21 protein-coding genes and 1 pseudogene are annotated in these 23,189 nt (G+C 42.5%); 3 read left to right on the top strand and 19 right to left on the bottom strand.

The genetic code is table 11. From position 1 onward, the window contains the following. Positions 1 to 13 precede the first annotated feature (13 nt). From BM739_RS08575 to BM739_RS08545, 7 genes are all read right to left on the bottom strand, one after another. Positions 14 to 373 (bottom strand): hypothetical protein, encoded by a 360-nt coding sequence (locus BM739_RS08575; protein WP_139326853.1) that lies wholly within the window; start codon positions 371 to 373, stop codon positions 14 to 16. A 12-nt stretch (positions 374 to 385) separates the two neighbouring features. Beyond that, a complete protein-coding gene (locus BM739_RS08570; protein WP_076539631.1) occupies positions 386 to 1,318 on the bottom strand; it encodes a CsgG/HfaB family protein in 933 nt (310 codons plus the stop codon). 481 nt (positions 1,319 to 1,799) lie between these two features. Then, entirely contained in the window at positions 1,800 to 2,195 is a 396-nt protein-coding gene (locus BM739_RS08565; RefSeq protein WP_076539628.1) for a hypothetical protein, read from the bottom strand. Between the two features lie 39 nt (positions 2,196 to 2,234). Beyond that, positions 2,235 to 2,510 (bottom strand): hypothetical protein, encoded by a 276-nt coding sequence (locus BM739_RS08560; RefSeq protein ID WP_076539625.1) that lies wholly within the window; start codon positions 2,508 to 2,510, stop codon positions 2,235 to 2,237. Positions 2,511 to 2,901: 391 nt separating this feature from the next. After that, the gene (locus BM739_RS08555) at positions 2,902 to 3,864 is read right to left on the bottom strand and encodes a GGDEF domain-containing protein (protein WP_076539622.1); all 963 of its coding nucleotides are present in this window, start codon (positions 3,862 to 3,864) and stop codon (positions 2,902 to 2,904) included. Then, positions 3,861 to 4,931 carry a B12-binding domain-containing protein gene (locus BM739_RS08550; RefSeq protein WP_076539619.1) on the bottom strand — a complete coding sequence of 357 codons (1,071 nt, stop codon included), beginning with the start codon at positions 4,929 to 4,931 and terminating at the stop codon, positions 3,861 to 3,863. The genes BM739_RS08555 and BM739_RS08550 overlap by 4 nt, the downstream gene beginning before the upstream one ends. A 537-nt stretch (positions 4,932 to 5,468) precedes the next feature. Further along, positions 5,469 to 7,049 (bottom strand): isocitrate lyase, encoded by a 1,581-nt coding sequence (locus BM739_RS08545; RefSeq protein ID WP_076539617.1) that lies wholly within the window; start codon positions 7,047 to 7,049, stop codon positions 5,469 to 5,471. Between the two features lie 110 nt (positions 7,050 to 7,159). On the opposite strand from BM739_RS08545, the gene BM739_RS08540 reads away from it, so the two are divergent. Beyond that, entirely contained in the window at positions 7,160 to 8,110 is a 951-nt protein-coding gene (locus BM739_RS08540; protein WP_076539614.1) for a LysR family transcriptional regulator, read from the top strand. A gap of 207 nt (positions 8,111 to 8,317) precedes the next feature. Next, positions 8,318 to 10,519 carry a malate synthase G gene (locus BM739_RS08535; protein ID WP_076539611.1) on the top strand — a complete coding sequence of 734 codons (2,202 nt, stop codon included), beginning with the start codon at positions 8,318 to 8,320 and terminating at the stop codon, positions 10,517 to 10,519. Positions 10,520 to 10,660: 141 nt separating this feature from the next. Here BM739_RS08535 and BM739_RS08530 read toward each other — a convergent pair whose 3' ends face one another. The 12 genes and pseudogenes from BM739_RS08530 to BM739_RS08475 all read right to left on the bottom strand — a co-directional run. Beyond that, entirely contained in the window at positions 10,661 to 12,361 is a 1,701-nt protein-coding gene (locus tag BM739_RS08530) for a Na(+)/H(+) antiporter subunit D (RefSeq protein ID WP_076539608.1), read from the bottom strand. Then, the gene (locus tag BM739_RS08525; protein WP_254843511.1) at positions 12,348 to 12,722 is read right to left on the bottom strand and encodes a hypothetical protein; all 375 of its coding nucleotides are present in this window, start codon (positions 12,720 to 12,722) and stop codon (positions 12,348 to 12,350) included. The genes BM739_RS08530 and BM739_RS08525 overlap by 14 nt, the downstream gene beginning before the upstream one ends. Next, positions 12,712 to 14,202, bottom strand: a complete 1,491-nt coding sequence (locus BM739_RS08520) for a monovalent cation/H+ antiporter subunit D family protein (protein WP_076539606.1) — start codon at positions 14,200 to 14,202, stop codon at positions 12,712 to 12,714. The genes BM739_RS08525 and BM739_RS08520 overlap by 11 nt, the downstream gene beginning before the upstream one ends. Beyond that, positions 14,199 to 15,674, bottom strand: a complete 1,476-nt coding sequence (locus tag BM739_RS08515) for a monovalent cation/H+ antiporter subunit D family protein (protein ID WP_076539604.1) — start codon at positions 15,672 to 15,674, stop codon at positions 14,199 to 14,201. The genes BM739_RS08520 and BM739_RS08515 overlap by 4 nt, the downstream gene beginning before the upstream one ends. Then, complete coding sequence (locus tag BM739_RS08510; RefSeq protein ID WP_076539602.1) at positions 15,674 to 16,036, bottom strand: cation:proton antiporter subunit C; 363 nt, start codon at positions 16,034 to 16,036, stop codon at positions 15,674 to 15,676. Before BM739_RS08510 ends, BM739_RS08515 begins: the two co-directional genes overlap by 1 nt. After that, positions 16,017 to 17,012 carry a Na(+)/H(+) antiporter subunit B gene (locus BM739_RS08505; protein WP_254843510.1) on the bottom strand — a complete coding sequence of 332 codons (996 nt, stop codon included), beginning with the start codon at positions 17,010 to 17,012 and terminating at the stop codon, positions 16,017 to 16,019. The genes BM739_RS08510 and BM739_RS08505 overlap by 20 nt, the downstream gene beginning before the upstream one ends. Before the next feature lie 26 nt (positions 17,013 to 17,038). Then, positions 17,039 to 17,380, bottom strand: a complete 342-nt coding sequence (gene mnhG / locus BM739_RS08500; protein ID WP_076539595.1) for a monovalent cation/H(+) antiporter subunit G — start codon at positions 17,378 to 17,380, stop codon at positions 17,039 to 17,041. Next, a complete protein-coding gene (locus BM739_RS08495; RefSeq protein ID WP_076539594.1) occupies positions 17,377 to 17,673 on the bottom strand; it encodes a monovalent cation/H+ antiporter complex subunit F in 297 nt (98 codons plus the stop codon). Before BM739_RS08495 ends, mnhG begins: the two co-directional genes overlap by 4 nt. Continuing rightward, a complete protein-coding gene (locus BM739_RS08490; RefSeq protein WP_076539593.1) occupies positions 17,673 to 18,173 on the bottom strand; it encodes a Na+/H+ antiporter subunit E in 501 nt (166 codons plus the stop codon). Before BM739_RS08490 ends, BM739_RS08495 begins: the two co-directional genes overlap by 1 nt. A gap of 91 nt (positions 18,174 to 18,264) precedes the next feature. Continuing rightward, on the bottom strand, positions 18,265 to 18,717 hold the full coding sequence (locus tag BM739_RS08485) for a hypothetical protein (protein WP_076539592.1): 453 nt from the start codon (positions 18,715 to 18,717) through the stop codon (positions 18,265 to 18,267). A gap of 667 nt (positions 18,718 to 19,384) precedes the next feature. Continuing rightward, the gene (locus tag BM739_RS08480) at positions 19,385 to 20,359 is read right to left on the bottom strand and encodes a methylenetetrahydrofolate reductase (RefSeq protein ID WP_076539590.1); all 975 of its coding nucleotides are present in this window, start codon (positions 20,357 to 20,359) and stop codon (positions 19,385 to 19,387) included. 304 nt (positions 20,360 to 20,663) lie between these two features. Continuing rightward, positions 20,664 to 20,768 (bottom strand): annotated as a pseudogene (locus tag BM739_RS08475) (type IV pilin protein); the annotation flags it as partial. 238 nt (positions 20,769 to 21,006) lie between these two features. On the opposite strand from BM739_RS08475, the gene BM739_RS08470 reads away from it, so the two are divergent. Then, complete coding sequence (locus tag BM739_RS08470; protein WP_254843509.1) at positions 21,007 to 23,040, top strand: TonB-dependent copper receptor; 2,034 nt, start codon at positions 21,007 to 21,009, stop codon at positions 23,038 to 23,040. Positions 23,041 to 23,189 lie beyond the last annotated feature (149 nt).

Here is a 23,189-nt window from a genome sequence, read left to right as displayed (position 1 = left end):
TTATTAATTTCCTTTAAAGTCTGATGGTTCTTACTTGACCATCTGCGAGGTAGATATCTTTAGAGTAAAGTACGTTTCCAGCAGCGCTTTTAATTAACAGCTTATGTGAGCCTTTATCTAATTTGATAATGAGAATCTCACGGTTTTCATCTTCAGCGTCAGCAGCTCCTACAACACCTGTCGAATATGGGGTTAAATCACTATCATTAATCATATAATTATTGATCGTGGCTACCGTAATTGAATTGCCAACTAAAACATCTGCAATAATGACGACTTGCTGCTCATGCTCTAGTCCAGTTTGGCTTCGCTGCACGTTTGAACCACATGCCATTAGAAAAAAACTTAGGAAAATAAATATTAATGTTCTCATGAAAGCCTCGAATTATTTATCTGAAAGGTAATATTTAGACAGGTCATCAGTAATGTTACCTTCAATAATATCGACAAAAGAGATCTGTTCAAATTCATCATTACCATAGGTTGATAAAACTGTTACCTTGCCAATTTTTTTACCTGGTAAAGTAATCACACCACCGCTTTGCGGATTTTTAACTTGCTTGCCATTTTGGTAAATAACCAATTCCATTCCTGCTGTAAGCCCTTGAGCCTCACCACCAGAAATAATGAATGTGCCATCATCATTTGATAAGAAAAATGATTTCCATGGTTTGGAAGTCATGTTTTCTACTAGGTTACTTATCATTTGAGAAATGGCTTGTGATAAAGCTTTATCTGTAAGGCTTTGATCAAATGCAGCTGAAGTACCTGCACCAAGGGTTTTCTTAGTTTCTGTTGTCGCTTCGCCAGCGCCTTCAACAGAGCTGATAATTCTTCCTGTTACAACATCAACCAGGCGTACATTCACTTTGGTATATGCTTTTTGTAATTTTGATTGGGAGAATAAACCCGTTGTGCTTTCTGCTGAACGACCAAATTCACTGACTGAGCCAACGATTAAATAATCAACAGAAACACCGCTGTCGCTTATACCTTTTAATATGTTTTCCGAGTTGACCTCTTCATTATCAAGGCGCTCAAACATGATGAATTTATTTGTATCAGTAAGGCGTGCACTAAGAATATCGGCCGCTTGCTTACCTATTCGATTATTTGAACTGTCAACTAGGAAACTGTTTGCTGCTTGGGTTTCATTGGAAAATCGTGCAATAGCAACTTTACGTTTTAAGAAGGTTTGAGTGGATTCAATTGAAGTATTTTTTGATGCAGAGGTTGCATCTAGCCCTGTTGCAAAAGTCGGTGCATGAAAGCAAAACAATGCCATGACCGAAAATGTGAAAATATTCCTTTTTTTCATTTTTTTCTCTTTAAATTTTATGATGTAAATGATCCCCTGAGAGCGATAAGGGGGCTGTTATATTTTAATTATTGATTACTATAATTCTTGTAAGCTTTTCTAAAGATAGGAAGATATGATTAGTAAACATGTTTGCTGAGATATGCAAACTATGCCATTCCATCTTTAGAAGCCATTTACTTACTGCTGAGTAACATTGCTTTCAATTCGGAAACAATATCTTATTTGGAGTACTTTTTCCATAACTGACCGTGTATTTTTTAATCTTTTTAGTATTTAAAATAATGACTTGTATCAGCTTGTTACGGTTTCAGTATTTTTGTTTTATAGAAATATCGTGGCGATCCATGTTTATTTTTATCGAAGAAAATAACATGCTACCCATAAATTTTAGCTCTTAGATTTATAGCCTATCAATATCAAATTTATATAATTAAAAACTGATGATTGCTCCCTAATATTGAAGCTAACGCTATTAAGTCTATATATGTGGACGTTCGCTATTGGCAACCCAATCCTTTAATGCGTCAAATGTTATGGTTTGTTTCCTATAAGGTGTGGACTTAATCACCAACTCGATAGACGTAACACTTGGTTGGTAAACGCGTAATAAACGCATTGTGTCGTGGTACACACTTAACTCACACAATTTTATATCTGCAATTATCAATGCAAAACCGGACATGAAAAGTATCAGGTAACGTACAAGCTCAATAGGGTCACCAGAATGGAATGTGTTAACTAAAATCATTCCTATCGAAAATACCGATAAAGAAAAACCAAAAACTAAAATAGGCAAATAAATAGCGTAAACCCAATCTGGCATCTTTGCATTTTCAATTACTGACATCACTTTTGTTATTTCTTTTTTTTCCACGCTGAAAACTTCCAAATTATAGGGTTGGAACCATAAGGGTTAATAAGGCATCTGCCATGCTGGATTGGACTGGCGAAGCCTACGTTCAATATTGATATCTCTGACTTCTAGTCCATGTGCAAAACAAAACTCAGTAGCATACTTAAGATAAAAATCGGCTTTTTCATAAAAATTTATTAGACCAGTAGCCCGTGTCATAATGATATATGCAAGTTCTTCTTGCTGATATTGAGAATATCGAGTAATCGGCTTAGCTGTTTTTTTAAGATGTAAGAAATCATTAATATTGATAATGTTATCGTTTATATTTTGCATAAATTCTGTCTTTTGTAACTCTACTAAATAACATGGCCACCCAAGACTATTTCTGCTTGTTAGTTTGACTTGCTTTGATGAGATCTAACGGGAGGGGCTTTATTGCTGTGAGTCGGTGCTTAGTTTGGGGTTAAATGGCTAAGTACCTTGTTCTGACTCTGTGGCTAATGCTTCATCCATGACTCTTGCTGTGGGCTTACAGCGACATTCCGTTTGTTTTGCATACGATAACCTGATTTGTATAGGTTTTCCATGGCTTAGCTGAGGTTTTTAGGCTTTATAATAGGGCTAAGCGGTACTCAGCTCTATGTTGCTGCTTGGTTTATAAGCTTCTCGCTAGTAATTACATGACCCCATATTTATTGGCTAATTTACCTGTATCTGACGTGGCTTAAGATGAGCTTTCAGTTTCTGGTTTTACCCGCTGCATGCTGGGTAGGGCGCGCGAAACTACGTATTTGTTTCTACCGCTATGTTTAGCCATATAGCATGCGTCATCTGCCCGCTTAATAAGTTTGTGTATATCTTCTGTTTTGTCCCACTGCGCCACTCCGATTGAGAGGGTACTTATTCTATCCACTGATTCTATATGGGTCGCTCTGCAATTTTCTAAAATACGGTTGGCTAATATCAGTGCTGATTCTAAGGTTTGTCCGGTTAGGGCAATGACAAACTCTTCTCCTCCAAAGCGGCAAATAATATCTTCTAGGCGCAGTGTTTTTTTCAGCATGTTTGCTATCGCGGTAAGGAGCAAGTCCCCTGCATCATGGCCCCAGTTATCATTGACCGATTTGAAATAATCTAAATCAATAAAAAATAGGGTGATCTCCATCTTTTGCCGCTTTGCTAAAGATATTCTCGGATAAATGATGTCAAAAAATGCTCTACGATTGAGCAGCGAAGTGAGTGGATCTTCACGTGATATGGTTTCTATTTTTTTCTTGGCTTGAATAAGTTGTTGTTTTTCTTTTCGAAGCTGAAGATTTAGTTTAGCCATTATATTGCTCAGATCACTAATCTCCTCAATGAGTTGTTCTTCTTTTAAGTCTAAAATCTCGCCAATGCAATAGAAGGAAGATGGCATTTTACGAAATGAACACAGCAGTTTGCTGCCTTTTGTGGTTTTCAAAAACTGGGTATTTGAATCCAAATCGAGTTGTTCATTTTGTATGATTTGAGAGGCGTCCTCTAAAAAAAAGTCCTGCCAACAGTTGTTATCAGCTAGAAAAAGCGCAAAGAGTAAGCGAAAGCCCCGATTGTGAGTGATTAATGTGCCATCGTAAGCAAACTCAGCGATAGCTAAGACTTTGCTGTTATTAGTGATATCAATGGCACATTCGTGTGGCAGCTTCATGGGGCTAACCAATAGTTGAGTTGTTGAATCGCGGCTTTGTAATCACTGGTGGTGAAATCAGCGTTAAGTACCTCTTCTGGTTTATCAAAAAATGACAGTGCCTGACCGCCGACGATGGTTTTTATATTGGGGTATAAGCTTTGGATTTCTTGCAGGACTTCTCGCGCTTTTTTAATGTTATAAGGCATAGTCACACTAATCATCACGGCTTTAGGTGACTCTTTGCTTATGTAATCAAGTATGGCGCTTTTAGGGGCATCAGCGCCAAGAAAAGTGGCATCCCATTCATCAGCTTCTAAGGCTGTTGCTACCATCCATGAGCCGATTTGGTGGTGTTCTGATGTAGCGCAAGTGACGAGTACTTTCTCTTTGGTAATTTCTGGCGGCTCCAGATGCATAAGCAGGCCTATTAGTACGCGGTTGGTTATGGCTGTGGCTAAATGTTCTGTTGATACCGATACCTCACCATTTTGCCAAAGCAATCCGATTTGGTAGAGAGCCGGTTGAGCCTCTTGATTGAAAAACTGTTCAAAGTCTTGCCATGTGGTGACTTTATTGAGTGCATAGCTGTAGGCTTTGCGGTGGTTGCCAGCAATAATGTATTGCAGAAAAGGGTTATTCATTTCAATAAACCCTTGCTCTTGGCCGGCTTCCATTAAGCTGCAGCATTCTTCATGGGCGCTTAGCATCCAATCGTATATTTGAGTTAATTGCAGCGCTTCAATTTCTGGAATTGTCTTTAAGATTAATTGCTGCCATTTTTCAAACTTTTCTACAAAGTAGCTAAATGGCACCCCTTGGGAGTGATAAGCATGATAAAACCAGGGAAGGGCTTTAACTAAAGCGGTTCCATCGCGCGACTCCAGAACTTGGTTGATAAACCCGAGGTGATTACGGTGACTATTGATCAATAAGTCTAGAGAGTTGCCATTAAGAAACCGACTTTGCTCAGGCTCTGCAATCCAGCGATTAAGCTCAAATAGCATTTGGTCGCCGTATTCAGAATAGGCTTTAATTGCATTGTCTGTGACCGTGGTAAGTAGCGTATTGAGTTTTTCGCCATCCATAGTTAATCCTCAATTGAACCGATTCATCTTGACCGGGTTTGCAACATCACCATTGAATAAGCATATGAATATGCTCACCATGATTGTTACCGTTTATTGGTTTTAAACGCTTGAAAGAGTAATGAGGAGGGCTTGTATTGCTGTGAGTTGGCGCTTGTTAACTCTGCGGCTATTACATCATCCTTGACTCTTATTGCTCATTAATGCGCTATGTTCCGTTTGTTTTTTATACAATAGACTGATTTTTTACTAATTTCCATTAAGAGCATTAAAAAATTAACAACTTAAATACTGTTAAGAAATCAATTTAGGCCCATGTTCGATGAGTCGGCTAATGATTGCGGGTGTTGATAGTCATGTTTGTAATAAGTGAGGTCAGACTGTGCCCTCACATAATCCAGTTTGTGTTCCCAGTTCTTTTTTTTAGGTGAGCTAAATACAAAAAAGCCTGAAGGTTTGCTTCAGGCTTTTGGGTGTCAGTTATCGCGAATTTAAAAGCTCATTTTAGTTTGTAAAACAAGCCTGTAAAACGCGTGGTTAGAACTGGTTCATTGTGTTGTCTTTACCTGACGCTTTAAGCGCTTGATCACCTGAGAAGTACTCTTTATGTGCATCGCCCATATCAGAACCTGCCATGTTTTGGTGTTTAACACAGGCGATACCTTGACGGATCTCCTTACGTTGAACATTAGCCACATAACCCAACATGCCTTGGTCGCCGAAGTACTCTTTAGCCAAGTTATCAGTTGATAGCGCTGCAGTGTGATAAGTTGGTAGCGTAATAAGGTGATGGAAAATACCCGCTTCACGAGCCGCATCAGCTTGGAAAGTACGAATTTTTTCATCAGCTTGTATAGCAAGCTCAGTGGTATCGTAATCAACACTCATTAATTGTGCGCGGTCGTAAGCTGAAACGTCTTGTCCTGCTGCTTGCATCGCATCAAATACTTGCTGACGGAAGTTAAGCGTCCAGTTAAACGATGGTGAGTTGTTATACACAAGTTTAGCGTTAGGTATCACCTTGCGGATTTCGTTAACCATGCCGCCGATTTGAGATACATGAGGCTTTTCAGTTTCAATCCACAGTAGGTCAGCACCATTTTGTAGTGAAGTAATACAATCAAGTACACAACGTGCTTCACCTGTTCCTGCACGGAACTTAAATAAACCATTAGGTAGACGAGCAGGTTTTACCAGTTTGCCATCTTGTTGGAATACCACGTCACCATTTTTAAGTGTTGCTGTATCAGCCGCTTCCACTTCGAGGAAACTATTGTACTGCTCACCTAAATCGCCAGCTTTATCTGTTACGGCAATTTTTTGCGTAAGACCTGCGCCTAATGAATCGGTACGGGCAACAATCACACCGTCATCAATGCCTAGTTCTAAAAAGGCATAACGAACCGCATTAATTTTCGCGAGGAATTCAACATGTGGTACGGTCACTTTACCATCTTGGTGGCCACACTGTTTTACATCAGACACTTGGTTTTCTAATTGAATACAACAAGCACCCGCTTCAATCATCTGTTTTGCCATCAAGTAAGTGGCTTCTTCGTTACCAAAGCCTGCATCAATATCGGCAATAATCGGTACAACATGGGTTTCGAAGTTTTCAATTTTATGCTGAATCGCCGCTTTTTCTGACTCGTCAGCATTGTCTAGTGCTTGGAACAAGCCACCCAGCTCACGTGCGTCAGCTTGGCGAAGAAAAGTGTATAGTTCTTTAATCAGTGCTGCGACAGAGGTCTTTTCATGCATAGATTGGTCAGGCAATGGACCAAACTCACTACGAAGTGCTGCAACCATCCAACCTGAAAGATATAAGTAACGACGTTTGGTGGTTAACAGATGCTTTTTAATAGAGATCATTTTTTGTTGGCCGATAAAACCATGCCAGCAACCTAGAGACTGAGTGTACTGCGATGAATCTTTATCGTAGTTATCCATGTCTTCACGCATAATCTTAGCAGTGTACTTTGCGATGTCTAACCCAGTTTTGAAACGATTCTGTAGACGCATGCGAGCGACTGATTCTGGGTTGATGGCATTCCATGCACTACCTTCTGATTTAATCAAGGTAGCAGCTTCATCGATATTACTTCTGTAGTTAGTCATGTGTATATTCCTTTAACAAATAGATAAGCGGCGAATGATTACGTTGAAAATAATAGTTAGATTTGGTTAAATAAGTCTAATTTATACTTACTATTCTCGGTATTCATCTTGTGAATGTATCTCGTGTCGACTTGAACCTCCTTGTTTATTTAGATGTTTTGTTACGTGAAAGAAATGTGACTAAAGCAGCTGACCAACTTGGAATTAGCCAACCTGCAATGAGTAACGGCCTAAAACGCTTAAGAACCTTGTTTGATGATCCCTTACTTATTCGCACCAGTCAGGGCATGACGCCGACCGAGCGAGCGAATGAGCTGCAACCCATAATCAGCAAGTTGATTATCGGACTGGAAAAAGCCGTACAGCCACCGGCTAAATTTAATGCACAAGAAAGTGACAAAGTCTTTCGTGTCATGGCCAGTGATTATGCTGAAGCGACCTTACTTCCGCCGCTAATTGCAAAACTTCGTACTCAAGCACCAAACATTATTTTAGATATCATGACCCCAAGTGATGTCAGTTTCCCTGATGTAGAACAAGGAAGAGTCGATATGGTGATCAACCGTTTCGACAGTATTCCGCAATCATTTCACCAGAAAGTGTTGTGGAATGATGACTTCAGTTGCTTGATTAGTAAGACTAATCCTGTTTTGCATACGTTTTCTTTAGACAGTTATTTGCAAGCCAAACATGTGTGGGTGAGTAAAACCGGAATGGGCGTTGGCGTAGGGATGGATCCTGCTGATGTTCAGCGCTTAGGTTGGGTGGATGAAGCATTAACGCGAATTGGGGTAAAACGGCAAATAACGGTTTTTACTCGCCATTACCAAGCAGCGTGTTTGTTGGCTGAACAACAAGATTTGATCGCAACCATACCAAGTAAGATGGCCCGTCAGCACGAGAATAATGACCGTGTGAGTATAGTAGAGCCGCCATTTATTATCCCACCCATCGCATTGACGATGGCTTGGAGCCCTTTGCTTCAGCATAACCCAGCACATAAATGGATGCGTCAATTAATCACTCAAACGGCAGATGAAATAAATAGAGGGGATGTTTAACCTTGTTATTTTAATTACTGAAACGTAGTAAATTAACCAAAAAAGGCGCTTTGTCATAGATTTGGTGAATGCTGGTGATAACAAGTATAAATTGGATAGATGAAGCTGTTTTGATATAAAGTAAAGTCTTGCTGCGAATTAACGATTAATAATAGATTTGAATGGTTTTTTAACTTCAGCGCACTGGAATTAAGGGTAGGGATAAAAATGACAGCACGAATTAAAGTAGGTGGTTTACAAATAGCACAAGAACTGTGGCAACTGGTTGATAGTGAAATTTGTCCTGATATTGGCATTAATTCTGCTGAATTTTGGGCAAAATTTGAAGAGATTGTTACCGAGTTTTCTGCTGTTAATGTGGCGCTTTTAGAAAAAAGGCAGCACCTGCAGCAACAAATTGATCAATGGCATACACAGCACCCTGCTAAAGCCTTTAACCCTGCCCAATATAAAGCTTTTCTATCCGAAATAGGCTACCTAGTGCCAGAAGGTGACGCGTTTCAAATTAGCACTGAAAATGTGGATCATGAAATAGCAGCGCAAGCTGGGCCACAATTAGTTGTGCCAGTAAAAAATGCGCGTTTTGCACTTAACGCAGCCAATGCGCGTTGGGGCAGTTTATATGATGCGTTATATGGTACAGATGCCATATCACCACAAGGTGGTGCAGAGCTCACTAAACAGTACAACCCTTTAAGGGGGGAAAAAGTTATCGCGTTTGCAAAACATCACTTAGATACCGCAGCGCCATTAGTGCAAGGCTGCCACGCTGATGTGACGCGTTATTATATTGATGCTGGCTTATTACGTATGCAGTTAACGGATGGCACGACCACAACATTAGCCCAAGCACAAAAGTGTGTTGGTTACCAAGGTAGTGCAGCTGCGCCGAGTGCTATTTTGCTAGTCAATAATGGTTTGCATATTGAGATCCAAATTGATCCTGACAGTGTGATTGGCAGTAGCGATAATGCTGGCGTTAAAGATCTATTAGTTGAAGCCGCAGTGACGACCATTATGGATTGCGAAGACTCTGTCGCTGCAGTTGATGCTGAAGACAAAGTTGAAATTTACCGTAATTGGTTAGGGTTGATGAAAGGCAACTTAACGGCCTCACTGACTAAAAATGGTAAAGAAGTCCTCAGAGAGCTTAATGATGATCGCGTTTATAACGCTGTTAATGCAGACGCAGACACTGGCACAGAGACTGAGACTGAGACAGTGACTTTACCCGGTAGAAGTTTGCTATTTGTGCGTAATGTGGGTCACTTGATGACAATTGATGCCGTGCTAGATAAAAATGGCAATGAAGTACCCGAAGGCATACTCGATGGCATGATCACTGTACTTGCCGCTATGCATGACCTTCAAGGTCACAATAATGGGCGCAGTAATAGTCGTCAAGGCTCAGTGAATATTGTAAAACCTAAAATGCATGGCCCAGAAGAAGTGCAATTTACCTGTGACTTGTTTACCAAGATAGAAGATGCACTCAAACTCCCCCGTAATACCATCAAAGTCGGCATCATGGATGAAGAGCGCAGAACCACACTCAACTTGAAAGAGTGTATCAGGGTCGCGCAAGAGCGGGTTGTCTTTATTAATACTGGCTTTCTCGACCGTACCGGTGATGAACTCCATACCTCAATGTTAGCGGGTGCCTTTGTTCCTAAATCTGTGATGAAGCAGCAAAAATGGATTACTGCTTATGAAGATTGGAATGTTGATATTGGACTTGAATGTGGCTTACAAGGTCGCTCTCAGATAGGTAAAGGCATGTGGCCGATGCCAGATGAAATGGCGGCTATGCTAGAACAAAAAGTGGCTCACCCAAAAGCGGGGGCAAATACGGCCTGGGTACCATCGCCCAATGGTGCTGTGCTGCATTCGACCCATTATCATCAAATAAATGTTGCCGACGTGCAGCAGCAACTAAAGCATCGCAAGCGTGCCAGCATTGACGACTTGTTGACGATTCCATTGCTTGATGAAGCGACAACATTAACCCAACAACAAATTACCTTTGAGCTAGAAAATAATGCTCAGGGTATTCTGGGATATGTGGTGCGCTGGATTGACCAAGGAGTTGGTTGCTCGAAAGTACCTGATATTAATAATGTTGGGTTGATGGAAGACAGAGCGACCTTGCGGATCTCATCGCAATACTTAACTAATTGGCTTGAGCATGGCTTATGCAGTGAAGCAGAGGTGATGACGGCGCTGAAAAAAATGGCTGCGGTGGTGGATACTCAAAATGCAGCAGACCCGCTGTATATCAATATGGCACCTAACTTTGACGGCATAGCCTTTAAAGCGGCTTGCGATCTTATCTTCAAAGGTAAATCTCAGCCTTCTGGTTATACCGAGCCTTTGCTACATGCCTACAGGATCCAAGCTAAGGCAGGTTAGCCTATAGCCAAGCTACCTCAAGATACACGGTTTAGAACCGCTCATTAGGTTCATTTATTGAAGATGACAAGCGTGTTTTGAAGCTAGCCTAGTTGCAATTATCAACAGCAAACAGGCTAGCTTTTATCTTGATGACTCCGATTAGCTCACAAAGCCAATAAACAGATAGCTTGCTAGAATAACTGCTACCCAAAGCACCATATTGCCAGAAGGGTAGTCGGTAGAAATAAAGCTACCACCGCCTTTGTATTGGCGTGCTAAAAATGCCTGACATTGGTTTAGCTTGTCACGTATTGATTGACGTACCTCAGCATCTACCTTCCAAATTACCGCAAACATTCGCTGCAAAGCATTAGGCACTAAGCGCCTGTATGCCCAATCAACGTCAAGGTGAGTTGAGCGCAGTTCTGGTGGATACTTACCTTTAAGATTCAACCAAACAAAGGCCAGTGCAGAGAATAACAACAGCTGCGTCTGGGCGAGTACGTGGGTCGCATCATAAGGGTTGTAGCCAGTATCGTATGGCAGTAGCGAGTAAAGCGCTGCTGGGTAGATCCCAATGCCTATACATAGGCAGGCCGAGATAAACATAGCTAACAACATGTTGTTTGGTGGATCGTTTGCTCTAATGCCTGAGTCATGGGCGAAGAAGGCAAAGTAAGGGATCTTGATACCAGCGTGGTGGAATACACCTGCCGAGGCAAACAATAGCATTAACCACACCCAGTCATGACCGGTTTCAATGGCCGCAGACATCACCATAGATTTACTGACAAAACCGCTAAACAGTGGGAATGCTGAAATAGAGGCAGCGCCGACAATACACAGTAGGGTGGTTTTGGGCATGGTTTTATAAAGGCCGCCGAGATCGGAGCCGTTTATTCGCCCTGTCATATGCAACACCGCGCCCATGCTCATAAACAGCAAGCCTTTAAAGATCACATCGTTAAAGGCGTGAGATACTGCGCCATTTAATGCCAGCGAGGTACCGATACCGATACCGACCACCATAAAGCCCACTTGGTTTATCAAGCTATAAGCCAGTACGCGGCGAAGATCGTTTTCAATTACCGCAAAGAAGATCGGGAAACAGGTCATTGCTGCGCCAATATAAATGAGCAGCTCGGTGCCGGGGTAGGCTCGAGCCAGTGCATATACCGCCACCTTGGTGGTAAAAGCACTGAGAATAACGGTACCTGTTGGCGTCGCTTCAGGGTAAGCGTCGGTAAGCCAAGTGTGAGCAAAAGGAAACGCACACTTAATGCCAAAGGCGATAAAGATAAGCCAACCTGCTATGCCATCTATGCCGATATACTCAAAGGCAACACTGCCCGTATCGCTGATATAAAACAGTGCGCCGACCAGCAAAATAACCCCTGACAGTACTTGCATGATGAGGTAGCGCATACCCGCACTATAAGCGCGAGAAGTACGCCGAGCCCAAATCAAAAATACTGAGGTAAACGCCAAAAGCTCCCAGAACACAAACAACGTCAGTAAGTCACCCGCAAATACAGCGCCAATGGCACTGCCGGCGTAAAACATAGTAGCGACTTGCTGCACGGTATCTTTAACGTGCAGTGAATAGATAATACTGATCAAGGCGGCAATATGAAAAATATAGCCAAACATCAGGCTTAATTTGTCAGCGCGGTAGGGGACTAATTGATAGTCTAAAAACATAAATTGCAGGTGGATACCCTCAGGTACGCTCCACAAGTGCAAGCCGCTGACGATTGGAATCGCTATCATCAAGGCGCCGCGGAGTTTGCCACGGGTTGTAGCAGCAATTAATCCACCAATTAAAAACAGCACAAAGGGCGGTAACTCAAGCATCCACATTGCGATCACCTTTATTGTTATTGTTAGCTTCTTTGGCGTGGCCCTCGCTGACGTCGACTATTTCAATCTTACTGTCATCAAGTTCTTCAACGGGTCCATAATAATCTTCTGGACGCATCAAAAAGGTCCGCATCCAGCTGGCGACCAATACCAAGATGACGCAGCCGACAAAGCCATAGAGTGGATAAAAAATCGGTAAGTTTTCCCAGCTATGGGACACATGACGGTGGATGACAAAATCCAGTACCATAAGTAATCCACAGCAGGCGTATAACAGGTATAACACTCGCTGGATATTTTTGGGGTTATCAAAAATGTACTGCTTTTTATTGTCCATATTATTGTCGATGTTATTGTCCATGACTAACTCCAGATACAGTCAAGATAGCTTTCGCCAATTCATAAACGGGCTGTGGATGGATGAACATCATCAAGCAGCCTAATGATGTGATAGATAATGCAATCAAAGAGGGCAATGGCGCTTCTTCGATAGTGCGATTTTCAGGCTTCTCGCCCTTACCTGGGAAAAATGCGTGATAAGGAATAGGCAGTAGGTAGGCGATATTGAGCAACGAGCTGAGCATCAAGGTGACCATGACCAGCCAATAGCCAGTTTCTACCGTGGCCATTAATAGGAACCATTTACTCCATGTTCCGCCTGTTGGTGGCACGCCGATAATACTAAGGCTAGCAATGAAAAAAGCAGCCATGGTGATTGGCATGGTATAGCCTAAGCCGCGCAGCTCGCTGACCTTAGATTTATGACAAGCCACCAAAATGGCACCAGCACAAAAGAACAGGGTAATTTTGCCAAAGGCGTGGGAGGCAATATGCATCGCGCTACCGATAACGCCCGTTGAGGTGGCCAGTAGTGCACCGATAGTGATATAGCCCAATTGACTCACAGTAGAGTAGGCCAATCTGGCTTTTAAGTTGTCTTGTCGCATCGCTATTATTGAGGCAACTAATACTGAGAAAGTCGCCAAGTACAGCAAAAACTCTGTGGTAGGCAGTTTAGGTAACAGGTCGAGTCCAAAAATAAAAATACAAACTTTGAGTACCGTAAATACTCCCGCCTTTACCACCGCCACCGCATGCAACAGGGCGCTGACTGGTGTTGGCGCCACCATGGCCGCAGGTAGCCAGCGATGAAAGGGCATAATGGCTGCTTTACCAATACCAAATATAAATAGCACTAAGATAACGCCTGCGACAGTGGTATCAACATTGTCGTCAAACACTCCGCCTGCGGTAAATTCAAGGGTGCCGCTGGTCAACCAAGTTAATACAATGGCTAGCAGGAAGAAGGCGATTGAGGTGCTAAGTAAAATACCAAGGTAGACGCGGCCACCTTGTTTCGCTTTGTCTGTCCCCGCGTGAGTCACCAGCGGATAGGTTGATAGGGTTATTACTTCATAGAAGATAAATAGGGTAAATAGGTTAGCTGAAAAGGCCAGTCCCATAACCGCACTTATGGCTAAAGCGAAGCAGATATAGAAGCGAGTTTGGTTCTCCTCGCCATGACCACGCATATAACCAATGGCATAAATGGTGGTAATTAACCAAAGAAAACTGGCCACTAACGCGAATAACATCCCTAGTGGTTCAACAACAAAGCTTATCTCTAAGCCTGGCATCAGCTCCCACCAAGAGACCGCAATGCTCTCTCCCGCCTTAAGCGCTTGGTAGAGGTTTATCACGCAGTAAAGTACCGCAAGACTGATACTGATGGTGACAGCCTCACGAAGGTTAGGTTTTTTGCCTGTCACCGCGATTGCAAAGGTTGCTAGCAGAGGCAATAAGATAGTGAGCTGTAACATCAGCGCCAAAGATGGATTCATGGGTTTATTCCAAACAAACTTTGAGAAGCCGTCTGTGCCACTTGCACACTCAGGCGAGTATCGATACCGAAATAGATATTAGCGATGACGAGAACCCAAATAGGCGCAAGGAATGTCCAAGGTGCCTCTTTGACTTCTCGCCCGGGCAGTGGCGGCCTAAAGTAAGCCATTTCCACAATTCGCCAGATATAGACAATTGCCAGTAACGAGCCCAGCAAGATAAGTACCGCAACCGGCCACATACCGGCTTCCACACTGGCGATAAGCAGATACCATTTACTGATAAAGCCGACGGTTAATGGCACGCCAATAAGACTTAATCCACCGATGACAATAGCTGCCATGGTTAAGGGCATTTGTCGGCCTAAGCCTTGGAATTGACTCAATTGGACGCTGCCAATGCGGTACATTACGGCGCCTAATGCTAAAAACAGTGCGCTTTTCATTAAGGCATGGTTAAACAGGTGCAGTAATGTGGCCATCACCCCTGTGCTGGTATTAATGGAGTAACCGATAATCATATAGCCGACTTGCGCGATACTTGAGTAGGCTAAGATATGCTTAACATTTTGCTGATAAATCGCGGTGACAGAAGCAACAAAAACACCCGCAAGTCCCAGCACCATTAAAATGCTTTGTAAGGGGAGTGAGGTAAACGAGAAAGTGATGCCAAATACGGTAAAAGTAAACCGGATCAGTAAGTACACCGCAACCTTGGTCGAGGTGGCCGCTAAAAATGCCGTTACTATTGACGGTGCGTAGGCATAAGCATTAGGCAACCACAGATGAAGTGGGAATAGTGCTAGCTTTAAGCAGATACCGACAATTAAGAAGGCGAATGCAGCAAACACCGTGCGGGTGTGGCCAACGTCCACTAATCGAATGGCGAGATCGCTCATGTTTAGCGTGCCCGTCATTTGATAGAGCATGCCGATACCAATCAAAATAAAGGTGGCACCAATGGTACCCATAATCAGGTATTGGAAAGCGGCCCAAAGTGCGCGTCTGTCATTACCTAAGGCGATTAAGGCGTAGGCAGAAAGCGAGGAAATCTCTAAAAATACAAACACATTAAATGCATCGCCAGTCGCCACTATGCCGTACATGCCTGTCAACGATAACAGGTAGAGGCTGTAAAATAGGGTGTGGCGGTCTGCGCTCAATTCTTTTTGAATGCTGGTGTTTGCGGCAAACAACACCACTGTCGCAATGCTCGAAATAATCAGCAGTAAAAAAGCATTGAGTTTATCGATGCGAAATTCAATCCCCCAAGGTGCTTCCCAGCCCCCAAGTTCATAGATGATGGGGCCTGATTTCATGACTTCTATCAGCAATAGTATGCTGTTGGCGCAGGTCGCAGCACAGACCAATAGGGAAAATACCCACACCAGTTTTGAACGATTTAAAAACCAGCATAGCGGGGCAGCCATTAGCGGCACCACGACTTGTAATATAGGCAGGTGAGCTAACACTATGATTGTTCCTCGTTTAGCTGATCTAGTTTTTGTATTTCATCTTCTTCGACACTGCCATAGGACTCTTTAATTCTGATGACCAGTGCAAGACCCAGTGCTGTGGTTGCAATACCGACTACAATGGCGGTAAGAATTAATACATGAGGCAGAGGATTAGAGTAGTCGCTGATCCCTTCCGCTAAGATGGGGGCGCTGCCACGTTCAACCACGCCGACGCTGATATAAAAGATAAACACTGAGGTTTGAAAAATAGTCAGTCCAACCAGCTTCTTAACCAAATTGCCATGGGCGATAACGATATAAAAACCAATCATCATCAGCAAAATTGCGATCCAATAGTTATAGAGTCCGAGAAACATCCTGCTCCCCTTTTTGTTTGCTACTGTTATGAATGGCTTGTCTGCGAGCATCAAAATTGAAAAAGATACTCAACATGACCGATGCGACAGTGATACCGACCCCTAATTCAATAATCAGTATCCCGATATGTTGACCATCAAGAGGATTATCCGCTAACACGTTATAATCTAAGAAGTTTGCGCCATTGATCATCGAAACAACCCCCACAGAGGCGTAAAGCAAAAGCCCCACTGCCGCAAGCAGTTGAATTAACGCTGGGTTAAATACCTTTTGAGCGGTATCTAAACCAAATAGCATGGTGTAGAGAATAATCGCTGCTGCGAAGATAACCCCAGCTTGAAAGCCACCGCCTGGGCCAAAGTCACCATGGAATTGCACATATAGCGCAAACAGCAAGATGAAAGGGATAAGGGCTTTACTGACGATACGCACAACCATATGGCGCTCATGCATCTGCTCTTCTGTGGCTTCATCAGATTGGGGCTTTTTACGGCGACGTGGCAATCTGAGTAATGACAGCACACCAATACCGGCGGTAAAAATAACTGCGACTTCACCTAAAGTATCAAATGCACGGTAACTGCCTAAAACCGACGTCACAATATTAGGTACGCCAACTTCCTGCATTGATTTATGAATATAACGAGGAGCAACATGTTGATGCACAGGTGCATCAGCGGCGCCAAAATAAGGCATATCCATGGTGCCGTAAATCAGCATGCTACCGGTGACTAGCACCACAAAGAGTGCCAGAAAAGGTTTATGACGCTTTGGCGCTTCTTTTCGACCTGTGATGGTAATGGCCGCCAACATGAGTAAACCAGATATTCCCGCCCCCACGGAAGCTTCGGTAAAGGCCACGTCAACGGCATCAAGCACCACAAAGAAACAGGCTGATAATAAGCCATAAATGCCGCTTAACATGACAACCGCGAGTAGATTGCTGGTACGAACGATGGCAATGGCAATGATCACTAAAAATATTAACAGTATTACATCAACTAAGGCTTCGATGGCTTGTTCCCTCCCTGATCATCGGGCTTAGCCTGTAGCGGTAACAGGCCATTATGCAATGCCGCTTTTGCTAATGCGTGACTGGCAGATGGATTGATAAATAGCGTACACATTAAAATCAAAATCAGTTTCATCAGTACCACACCATTGGGGCTTTGCAGCATTAAGCCAATCAACACTAGGCTGGCACCTAAGGTATCTGTAACGCTTGCAGCATGCATACGGGTGTAAAAGTCTGGAAAACGTATAATGCCAATGCCACCAGAAAAACAAAGAAAGCATCCAATTAGCAGGCATAAACCACTGCTTATTTCGAGCAATAAGGTCATCTTTTACTCTCCTTGTTTGAATCTGATTTATAAGGGGTGATGTTGAACTCTGCTGAGTCTGAGTAACGTAATACCCCGATGACACTGATAAAGTTAATGAGGGCATAGACGAGGGCAATGTCGAGAAACTCTGGGCGTCCCATTAAAAAACCCAAAACTGCAATCAGCAATATGGCTTTAGTGCCAAAAAAATTGAAAGCTAATATGCGATCGTAAAGGGTGGGGCCGACGATACAGCGAATGATTGCCAGTAACATAACAACAAGAATGGCGATTGTGGCAGCAGTTAACATTAGTCTTCAAGCTCCCTTGCCCGGCGATCCATCTCTCCGGTTTTGAGTGTTTCGATATCATCCTTATGTAAAGCATGAACTGTGAGTTGATCGTCAATTAAGTCTATTGCTACGGTTCCTGGGGTGAGGGTTATAGAGTTGGCATAGATGACTTTATTGATATCTGAGCACTGGCGAGTGTCTATAGTGGTGAGTGTTGGCTTGATGCTCTTATTACCCATCCAAATATGTTTAACCACACTGATGTTAGATAAAACCACCTGCTTTACTAACCACAGCGCATAACTTGGCATATTGGCGTTAAGACGAATAGGGTGAGTTTCTTGGTCGATAACATCCATTTTCTGGGCAATATAAAGCACCAGCATGATTGAACCCACACCCAAGGACAGTAAAAGAGGATTACTGTAATTTGAATTAATCCACCAAAATAAGGCCAGTGTTAATATCAGGATAAGCCTATGGCTTGGAACAACGCGGCTTTTGTTTTCTTGTTTCATATTGATTAATACTTTGTGTTATTGAGTGCTTAAGTTAAAAGCTTAAAATCCAGCGTATCTAACCTTTGTTACTCTTAGGATGATTAACCTGTTAGTCATCTTGCTCACATGACGACTCTTTGACTAATGCTTGATAAATTTGACTTTGCAACCCTTGCAAAGAGTTAGTCGATGGTGATAGTTCGTTAATCGTTCTATCAACTATTCGGTTAAGTAGCTGATCACGAGTGACACTTGCGGGGATACATAACTCTGTCGGCACCATTTTTGATGTTAGGTTACCAACTCGAGTGCGGTAAGCTCTGTCAGCAAATCCTTCTGAGCCTTTTCTAAGCTCAAACTGATGCGTGTTGTTGAATGAGCCAGCTAGAAACCCCTGAATATAGTAAGCGCAAGGCTTAGTTGAAGCGGCCGAAGATGCTTTGTTTAACGACATGCAAGATGATAGGACCTGCTGTTCTTCATTTTTAGCGTCATTAGCGGCGGCAGATTGCGAAAAAGAGATAGTGAATATTAATAGCGCTAAGAGTTGGATGATTCGCATAAAAACCCCTGTATTTTATAATTCAATTCATTGTAAATTCACTTACTGAAACCTATCGGTGCAATATTTATTAGCTACTTTTTAAGCGCTGTATCGTTAATTTCAGTTGGTTGTAAGCTCCCAAAATGCTCACAGCGCTCAAACTAATAATGCAACCGCCTTAACTAACATAAGTCGCAAATTCGATGGTTTTGCTAATTTTATTAACCTTAATTTAACTATTGCCATTCTTTTATAACATGAATTGTTTGAATTTAAACACTAAGTAAATGTAAACAGGTTATTTTTTTATTATTTCGAGGATATTCCAACTTGTGTAGTCAAGCCCTAACTGGGTTTACAGGCTTGATTTCTTACAATGTTTTTGGATAAATAACAGCAGTTAATGCGCTTTTATAGCGCTTAAATCAGGCTACTCAAGGCACCTTATTCAGGGGTGAAGCCCTCTTTTTATACCTGATTATGGTGGTTAAATACTCAATTCAGCAGGGTTATTCTTTAGCAGAGCCAACTCAAGTGCGACGCTTGGATATTCAAGCATCCATTAGCCGATTTTTATGACTGATTTATTATGGAGAGCTAAGGCTGTTCTAGCCTTTGAAAGAGGCTAATGGGCCAGTTACCCTATGGCTTAGCACCACAGGGGAAGGTTTTTATCGCTTGAGGATTATTTGTTTAAGACAAATTGATCAATTTGATTTTGAGCTAAGGCTTGATCCATGGTGCCCTTTAGCAGTTTGTACATCAAAATCGAGGCATCAATCTCAGTTTTACGGTTAGTTAAACTTTCAATATTCAGCCCTAATGGGATATTTAGCGGAATAACAGCGGCTAAAATTTTCAGCAGATTACTGTGGTTAATCTTAATTGACTCATACAGAGGATCTTCTGCCGACAAAATGCGTTCGCTGGTGGCTTCGGGTACCGACACACCTAACCAGTTGATAAACTCTAAGGTTTTAGCGCTGCCGCAAGGTGAAAATGTCAGAATGATGCGATTAGGCTTAATATTATTGAGCGCACATTCTTCAGCGTAGCTAGTTAACATATCAATGGTTGCTTGGGCGTTATACACCGCCTGAGTGATGTAATATTCACAGCCTTGGTTCGACTTGCCTAATAAACGAATATGCTCATTCTTTTTACTTAAATGGCGCTCGGCAATAGCCACGCCGCCAAGGTAGAACTCCTGAGAGTGCGCCGCTAATACGCCGTAAGCGTCATTTAATGGTAATGAACTTTCAACCTGAGTCGATGGCGAGCCCACTAATACCAAGTCTCTGACATTATTTTGATACCAAGCGCGGGACAACCATTCATTAAAGCCCTGCTTATCAAGACCGGCGACACTCTTATAAGCAATAACGGGCTTGCCTGACTTTTGATTGATTAGCTGAGCGTAAGTGCCAGAGTCATGGGTGGCTTTAAACGGAAATGGCCTTGGGGTATCAATGCGGCTGGTTTCATCCTGAATATCGTAGATGATCAAACCATCAAAGTTTATCTCATCAAGGCGAGCTAACAATTTATCAGCGATAGTACTGACCGATTCAAAATCGGTATCGATTTTGGGTGGGGTAGTGCCAATAAAATAGATCCCACGGTGATGATCGGATGAACGCTGTTTTAATGATTTTTTCATGTTTAGCCGTCTAGATGGATGTTATCTCCATTGTGTCTTAAATTTTGACCCTTGTTAAGGCCGAAAAAGGGTATTTTTTGAAATAATTAATAACCACTTGAATAAGTCGGTGGCAAGTTTTGAGTCAGATGATTTTATCTGTCTGTGGCTTGGAATATTGGGTAAGCAGGAGCACATTTGCCCTATTCGTTGTGGTAAATGAACTGGCTGAGGAGGTGACGTTACTGATTTATCGCAGCATCTTGTTATCGCTGCGCCGTTTAATGCCGCAACTCTGGCATCGATTGATAAATTGATAAATTGATAAATTGATGAATTTAGCTGCAGCAGTAACCGCTAGTATGCCAAGAATAATGATAACGACTACCAGCTCAATTAAGGTAAAACCCTTATTATTGTTAAGCGTCATGGCTCAATAATCCATTTTTTCAGTTTATTATTTGGCTACGATGTTATTTCAAATGGGCTGCTACCCCTACTTATCTACTTGAATAAAAGGTTTTTTATTCATCAGAAGTTAGTATTTTTGACCTCCCTTTAATCAGCCTGTGACATAGTGTCGCAGTTTGTTGGTTTTAAATTGAAACTTGTTCTGATTAATTTATAAATGTCCGCACAAATATTATAGGTTTGTCATAGGACTGTTTATGCATCGCTCTAAATTGATGATTTCTATCGCTGTCGCTTTAGGTTTTTTACCCACTTCCTTCGTTCAAGCCACTGAGGCTAGTCCCACAGACACTCAGGCTGTTGAAACCACCCAAGAAAACAAACACAAGCAGCACTGCGATAATAAAAGCTGTGATGACTACATTGTGGTGACCGGGGAGTTAATGCGCGATCCTGCCAAAGTTGTCACCGATCCCAAAAAGCCCAGATTACCGCTGCCGGCCTATGATGGTGCAGGCTACTTAAAAACCATCCCCGGTTTTAGCATCGCCAGAAAAGGCGGCGCAGGTGGCGACCCTTCTTTAAGAGGCATGGGCGGTTCACGCATCAGTATTGTTGATGATGGCCAGCATGTTTATGGCACCTGTGGCGGGCGTATGGATCCGCCAACAGCTTATATTTATCCAGAAGCCTATGATGCCATTACAGTGATTAAAGGCCCGCAAACAGTAAAATATGGCCCTGTCGGTTCCGCAGGGACCGTATTATTTGAAAAAGATCGCCATAGCTTTAGTGAGAAAAGCCTTGAGGGTCGCGCCAGCGTCACCGGCGGCAGTTTTGGTCGTGAAGATTACTTAGTCGAAATAAAAGCTGGTACTGAAACCCATTACATTGATTTTGATGCTAATAAGTCTAAAAGCGATCATTATCAAGACGGTGATGGCACCACCATTCAATCCCTATATGACCGCAATAATTACAATTTTGCTGTAGGTTGGACCCCTGATGAGTCAACCGTGGTTGAGCTTGCTTATGGCAGCTCAAGCGGTGAGGCTGAATACGCTGACAGAACCAATAAAGCCCGTGTGATCGATAATGAAAATGTCACCTTATTGGTGCAAAAGGATGTTGATTTTTACTGGCTAAATAATATTGATTTTCAGTTATATAGTAATGAAAACGATCACGTAATGGATCAGTTTGATCGCGGCGTAAATGCAGGCACTAATGTCAGACGAAAAACCGCGGGTGGTCATTTATGGTTTGATATTTCAGCCAATGAAAAATGGGAAACCATTGTCGGGCTTGACTACATGGACAGTGAACACAAAGGTCGCAGCATCAATCAAGCCGAAGATAATGGCCTAGATGATTTATTAGCAAAACCCTTTATGCAGAACATGGCTTATATCAATAGCGGCTTATTTGTTGAATCAAGTTATCAGCTTAACCAAGGTAAAATCTTGACAGGCCTAAGAATGGAACAGTGGCAAACCACTTTATATGTGGCCCAGCAAGGCAGCCGTGATGATGACTTATTCAGTGGCTTTGTTCGCTACGAGTTTGAGACTGATAAAAGCCAGTATTATATTGGCGGCGGCCATGCCCAACGTATTCCTGACTATTGGGAGTTCATGAAGGCAGACAATAATGACTTGTCACTTAAAGCATTCGATTTAGATGCTGAAAAAACCACCCAGCTTGATGTTGGCTGGATTTATCAAGGCGATATTGAAATATCCACGGCGTTTTATTACGGCAAAGTGGCAGACTACATCTTAATTGATGCCAATACTGCCAAGACAACGGCTTACAATATTGATGCAACGATTTGGGGCGGCGAGTTAGGCCTGCTATATCCATTTACTGAGCAATGGTCGGCGCAAACAACCGTCAGTTATAGCCATGGTGAGAATGACACTGACAATACACCGCTAGGGCAAATATCGCCTTTAGAGGGGCGTATTTCAGTGAATTATGAAGCTGAAAATTGGACTGCTGGGTTATTTTGGCGGATGGTTGCGGCGCAAGATAGAGTCGCAATTGGTCAAGGTAATATCTCAGGGCAAGATCTGGCTGAAAGCAGTGGTTTTGGCACATTGGCCATCAATGGTGCTTGGAAGCATGATGATATTTTAGTGAGTTTTGGTATTGAGAACTTATTTGATATTACCTATGCCGAACATGTTAGTCGCTCTGGAGCGGGTAATGACATTCCAGGTAGTTCACCGTTATTTCAAGTTAATGAGCCGGGTCGAACCGCTTGGGTAAAACTTGATTACAATTTTTAATAAAAATCGGCAGGCTTGTTACATTTAATAAGCCTGCTTAATTGCCCACTTTGGCTGAAACGTCAGCTTTAATGCCTGACACTGCCGCCGACATACTCGCCCCTAGCTGCTATCTATTGCTTTTCCTCACATAACCTATGTAAAGCTGT

Source organism: Shewanella sp. UCD-KL21, from assembly GCF_001957135.1.
Lineage (GTDB): Bacteria > Pseudomonadota > Gammaproteobacteria > Enterobacterales > Shewanellaceae > Shewanella.
Note: the sequence above shows the minus strand (reverse complement) of the source record. Positions and strands in the feature narration are given on the sequence as shown.

Excerpts from the sequence above, each read along its gene's own strand:
- BM739_RS08575 (WP_139326853.1), bottom strand. The coding sequence starts at position 373 with ATGAGAACATTAATATTTATTTTCCTAAGTTTTTTTCTAATGGCATGT.
- BM739_RS08570 (WP_076539631.1), bottom strand. The coding sequence starts at position 1,318 with ATGAAAAAAAGGAATATTTTCACATTTTCGGTCATGGCATTGTTTTGC.
- BM739_RS08560 (WP_076539625.1), bottom strand. The coding sequence starts at position 2,510 with ATGCAAAATATAAACGATAACATTATCAATATTAATGATTTCTTACAT.
- BM739_RS08555 (WP_076539622.1), bottom strand. The coding sequence starts at position 3,864 with ATGAAGCTGCCACACGAATGTGCCATTGATATCACTAATAACAGCAAA.
- BM739_RS08550 (WP_076539619.1), bottom strand. The coding sequence starts at position 4,931 with ATGGATGGCGAAAAACTCAATACGCTACTTACCACGGTCACAGACAAT.
- BM739_RS08545 (WP_076539617.1), bottom strand. The coding sequence starts at position 7,049 with ATGACTAACTACAGAAGTAATATCGATGAAGCTGCTACCTTGATTAAA.
- BM739_RS08535 (WP_076539611.1), top strand. The coding sequence starts at position 8,318 with ATGACAGCACGAATTAAAGTAGGTGGTTTACAAATAGCACAAGAACTG.
- BM739_RS08530 (WP_076539608.1), bottom strand. The coding sequence starts at position 12,361 with ATGTGGATGCTTGAGTTACCGCCCTTTGTGCTGTTTTTAATTGGTGGA.
- BM739_RS08525 (WP_254843511.1), bottom strand. The coding sequence starts at position 12,722 with ATGGACAATAACATCGACAATAATATGGACAATAAAAAGCAGTACATT.
- BM739_RS08520 (WP_076539606.1), bottom strand. The coding sequence starts at position 14,202 with ATGAATCCATCTTTGGCGCTGATGTTACAGCTCACTATCTTATTGCCT.
- BM739_RS08510 (WP_076539602.1), bottom strand. The coding sequence starts at position 16,036 with ATGTTTCTCGGACTCTATAACTATTGGATCGCAATTTTGCTGATGATG.
- mnhG (WP_076539595.1), bottom strand. The coding sequence starts at position 17,380 with ATGACCTTATTGCTCGAAATAAGCAGTGGTTTATGCCTGCTAATTGGA.
- BM739_RS08495 (WP_076539594.1), bottom strand. The coding sequence starts at position 17,673 with ATGTTAACTGCTGCCACAATCGCCATTCTTGTTGTTATGTTACTGGCA.
- BM739_RS08490 (WP_076539593.1), bottom strand. The coding sequence starts at position 18,173 with ATGAAACAAGAAAACAAAAGCCGCGTTGTTCCAAGCCATAGGCTTATC.
- BM739_RS08485 (WP_076539592.1), bottom strand. The coding sequence starts at position 18,717 with ATGCGAATCATCCAACTCTTAGCGCTATTAATATTCACTATCTCTTTT.
- BM739_RS08480 (WP_076539590.1), bottom strand. The coding sequence starts at position 20,359 with ATGAAAAAATCATTAAAACAGCGTTCATCCGATCATCACCGTGGGATC.
- BM739_RS08470 (WP_254843509.1), top strand. The coding sequence starts at position 21,007 with ATGCATCGCTCTAAATTGATGATTTCTATCGCTGTCGCTTTAGGTTTT.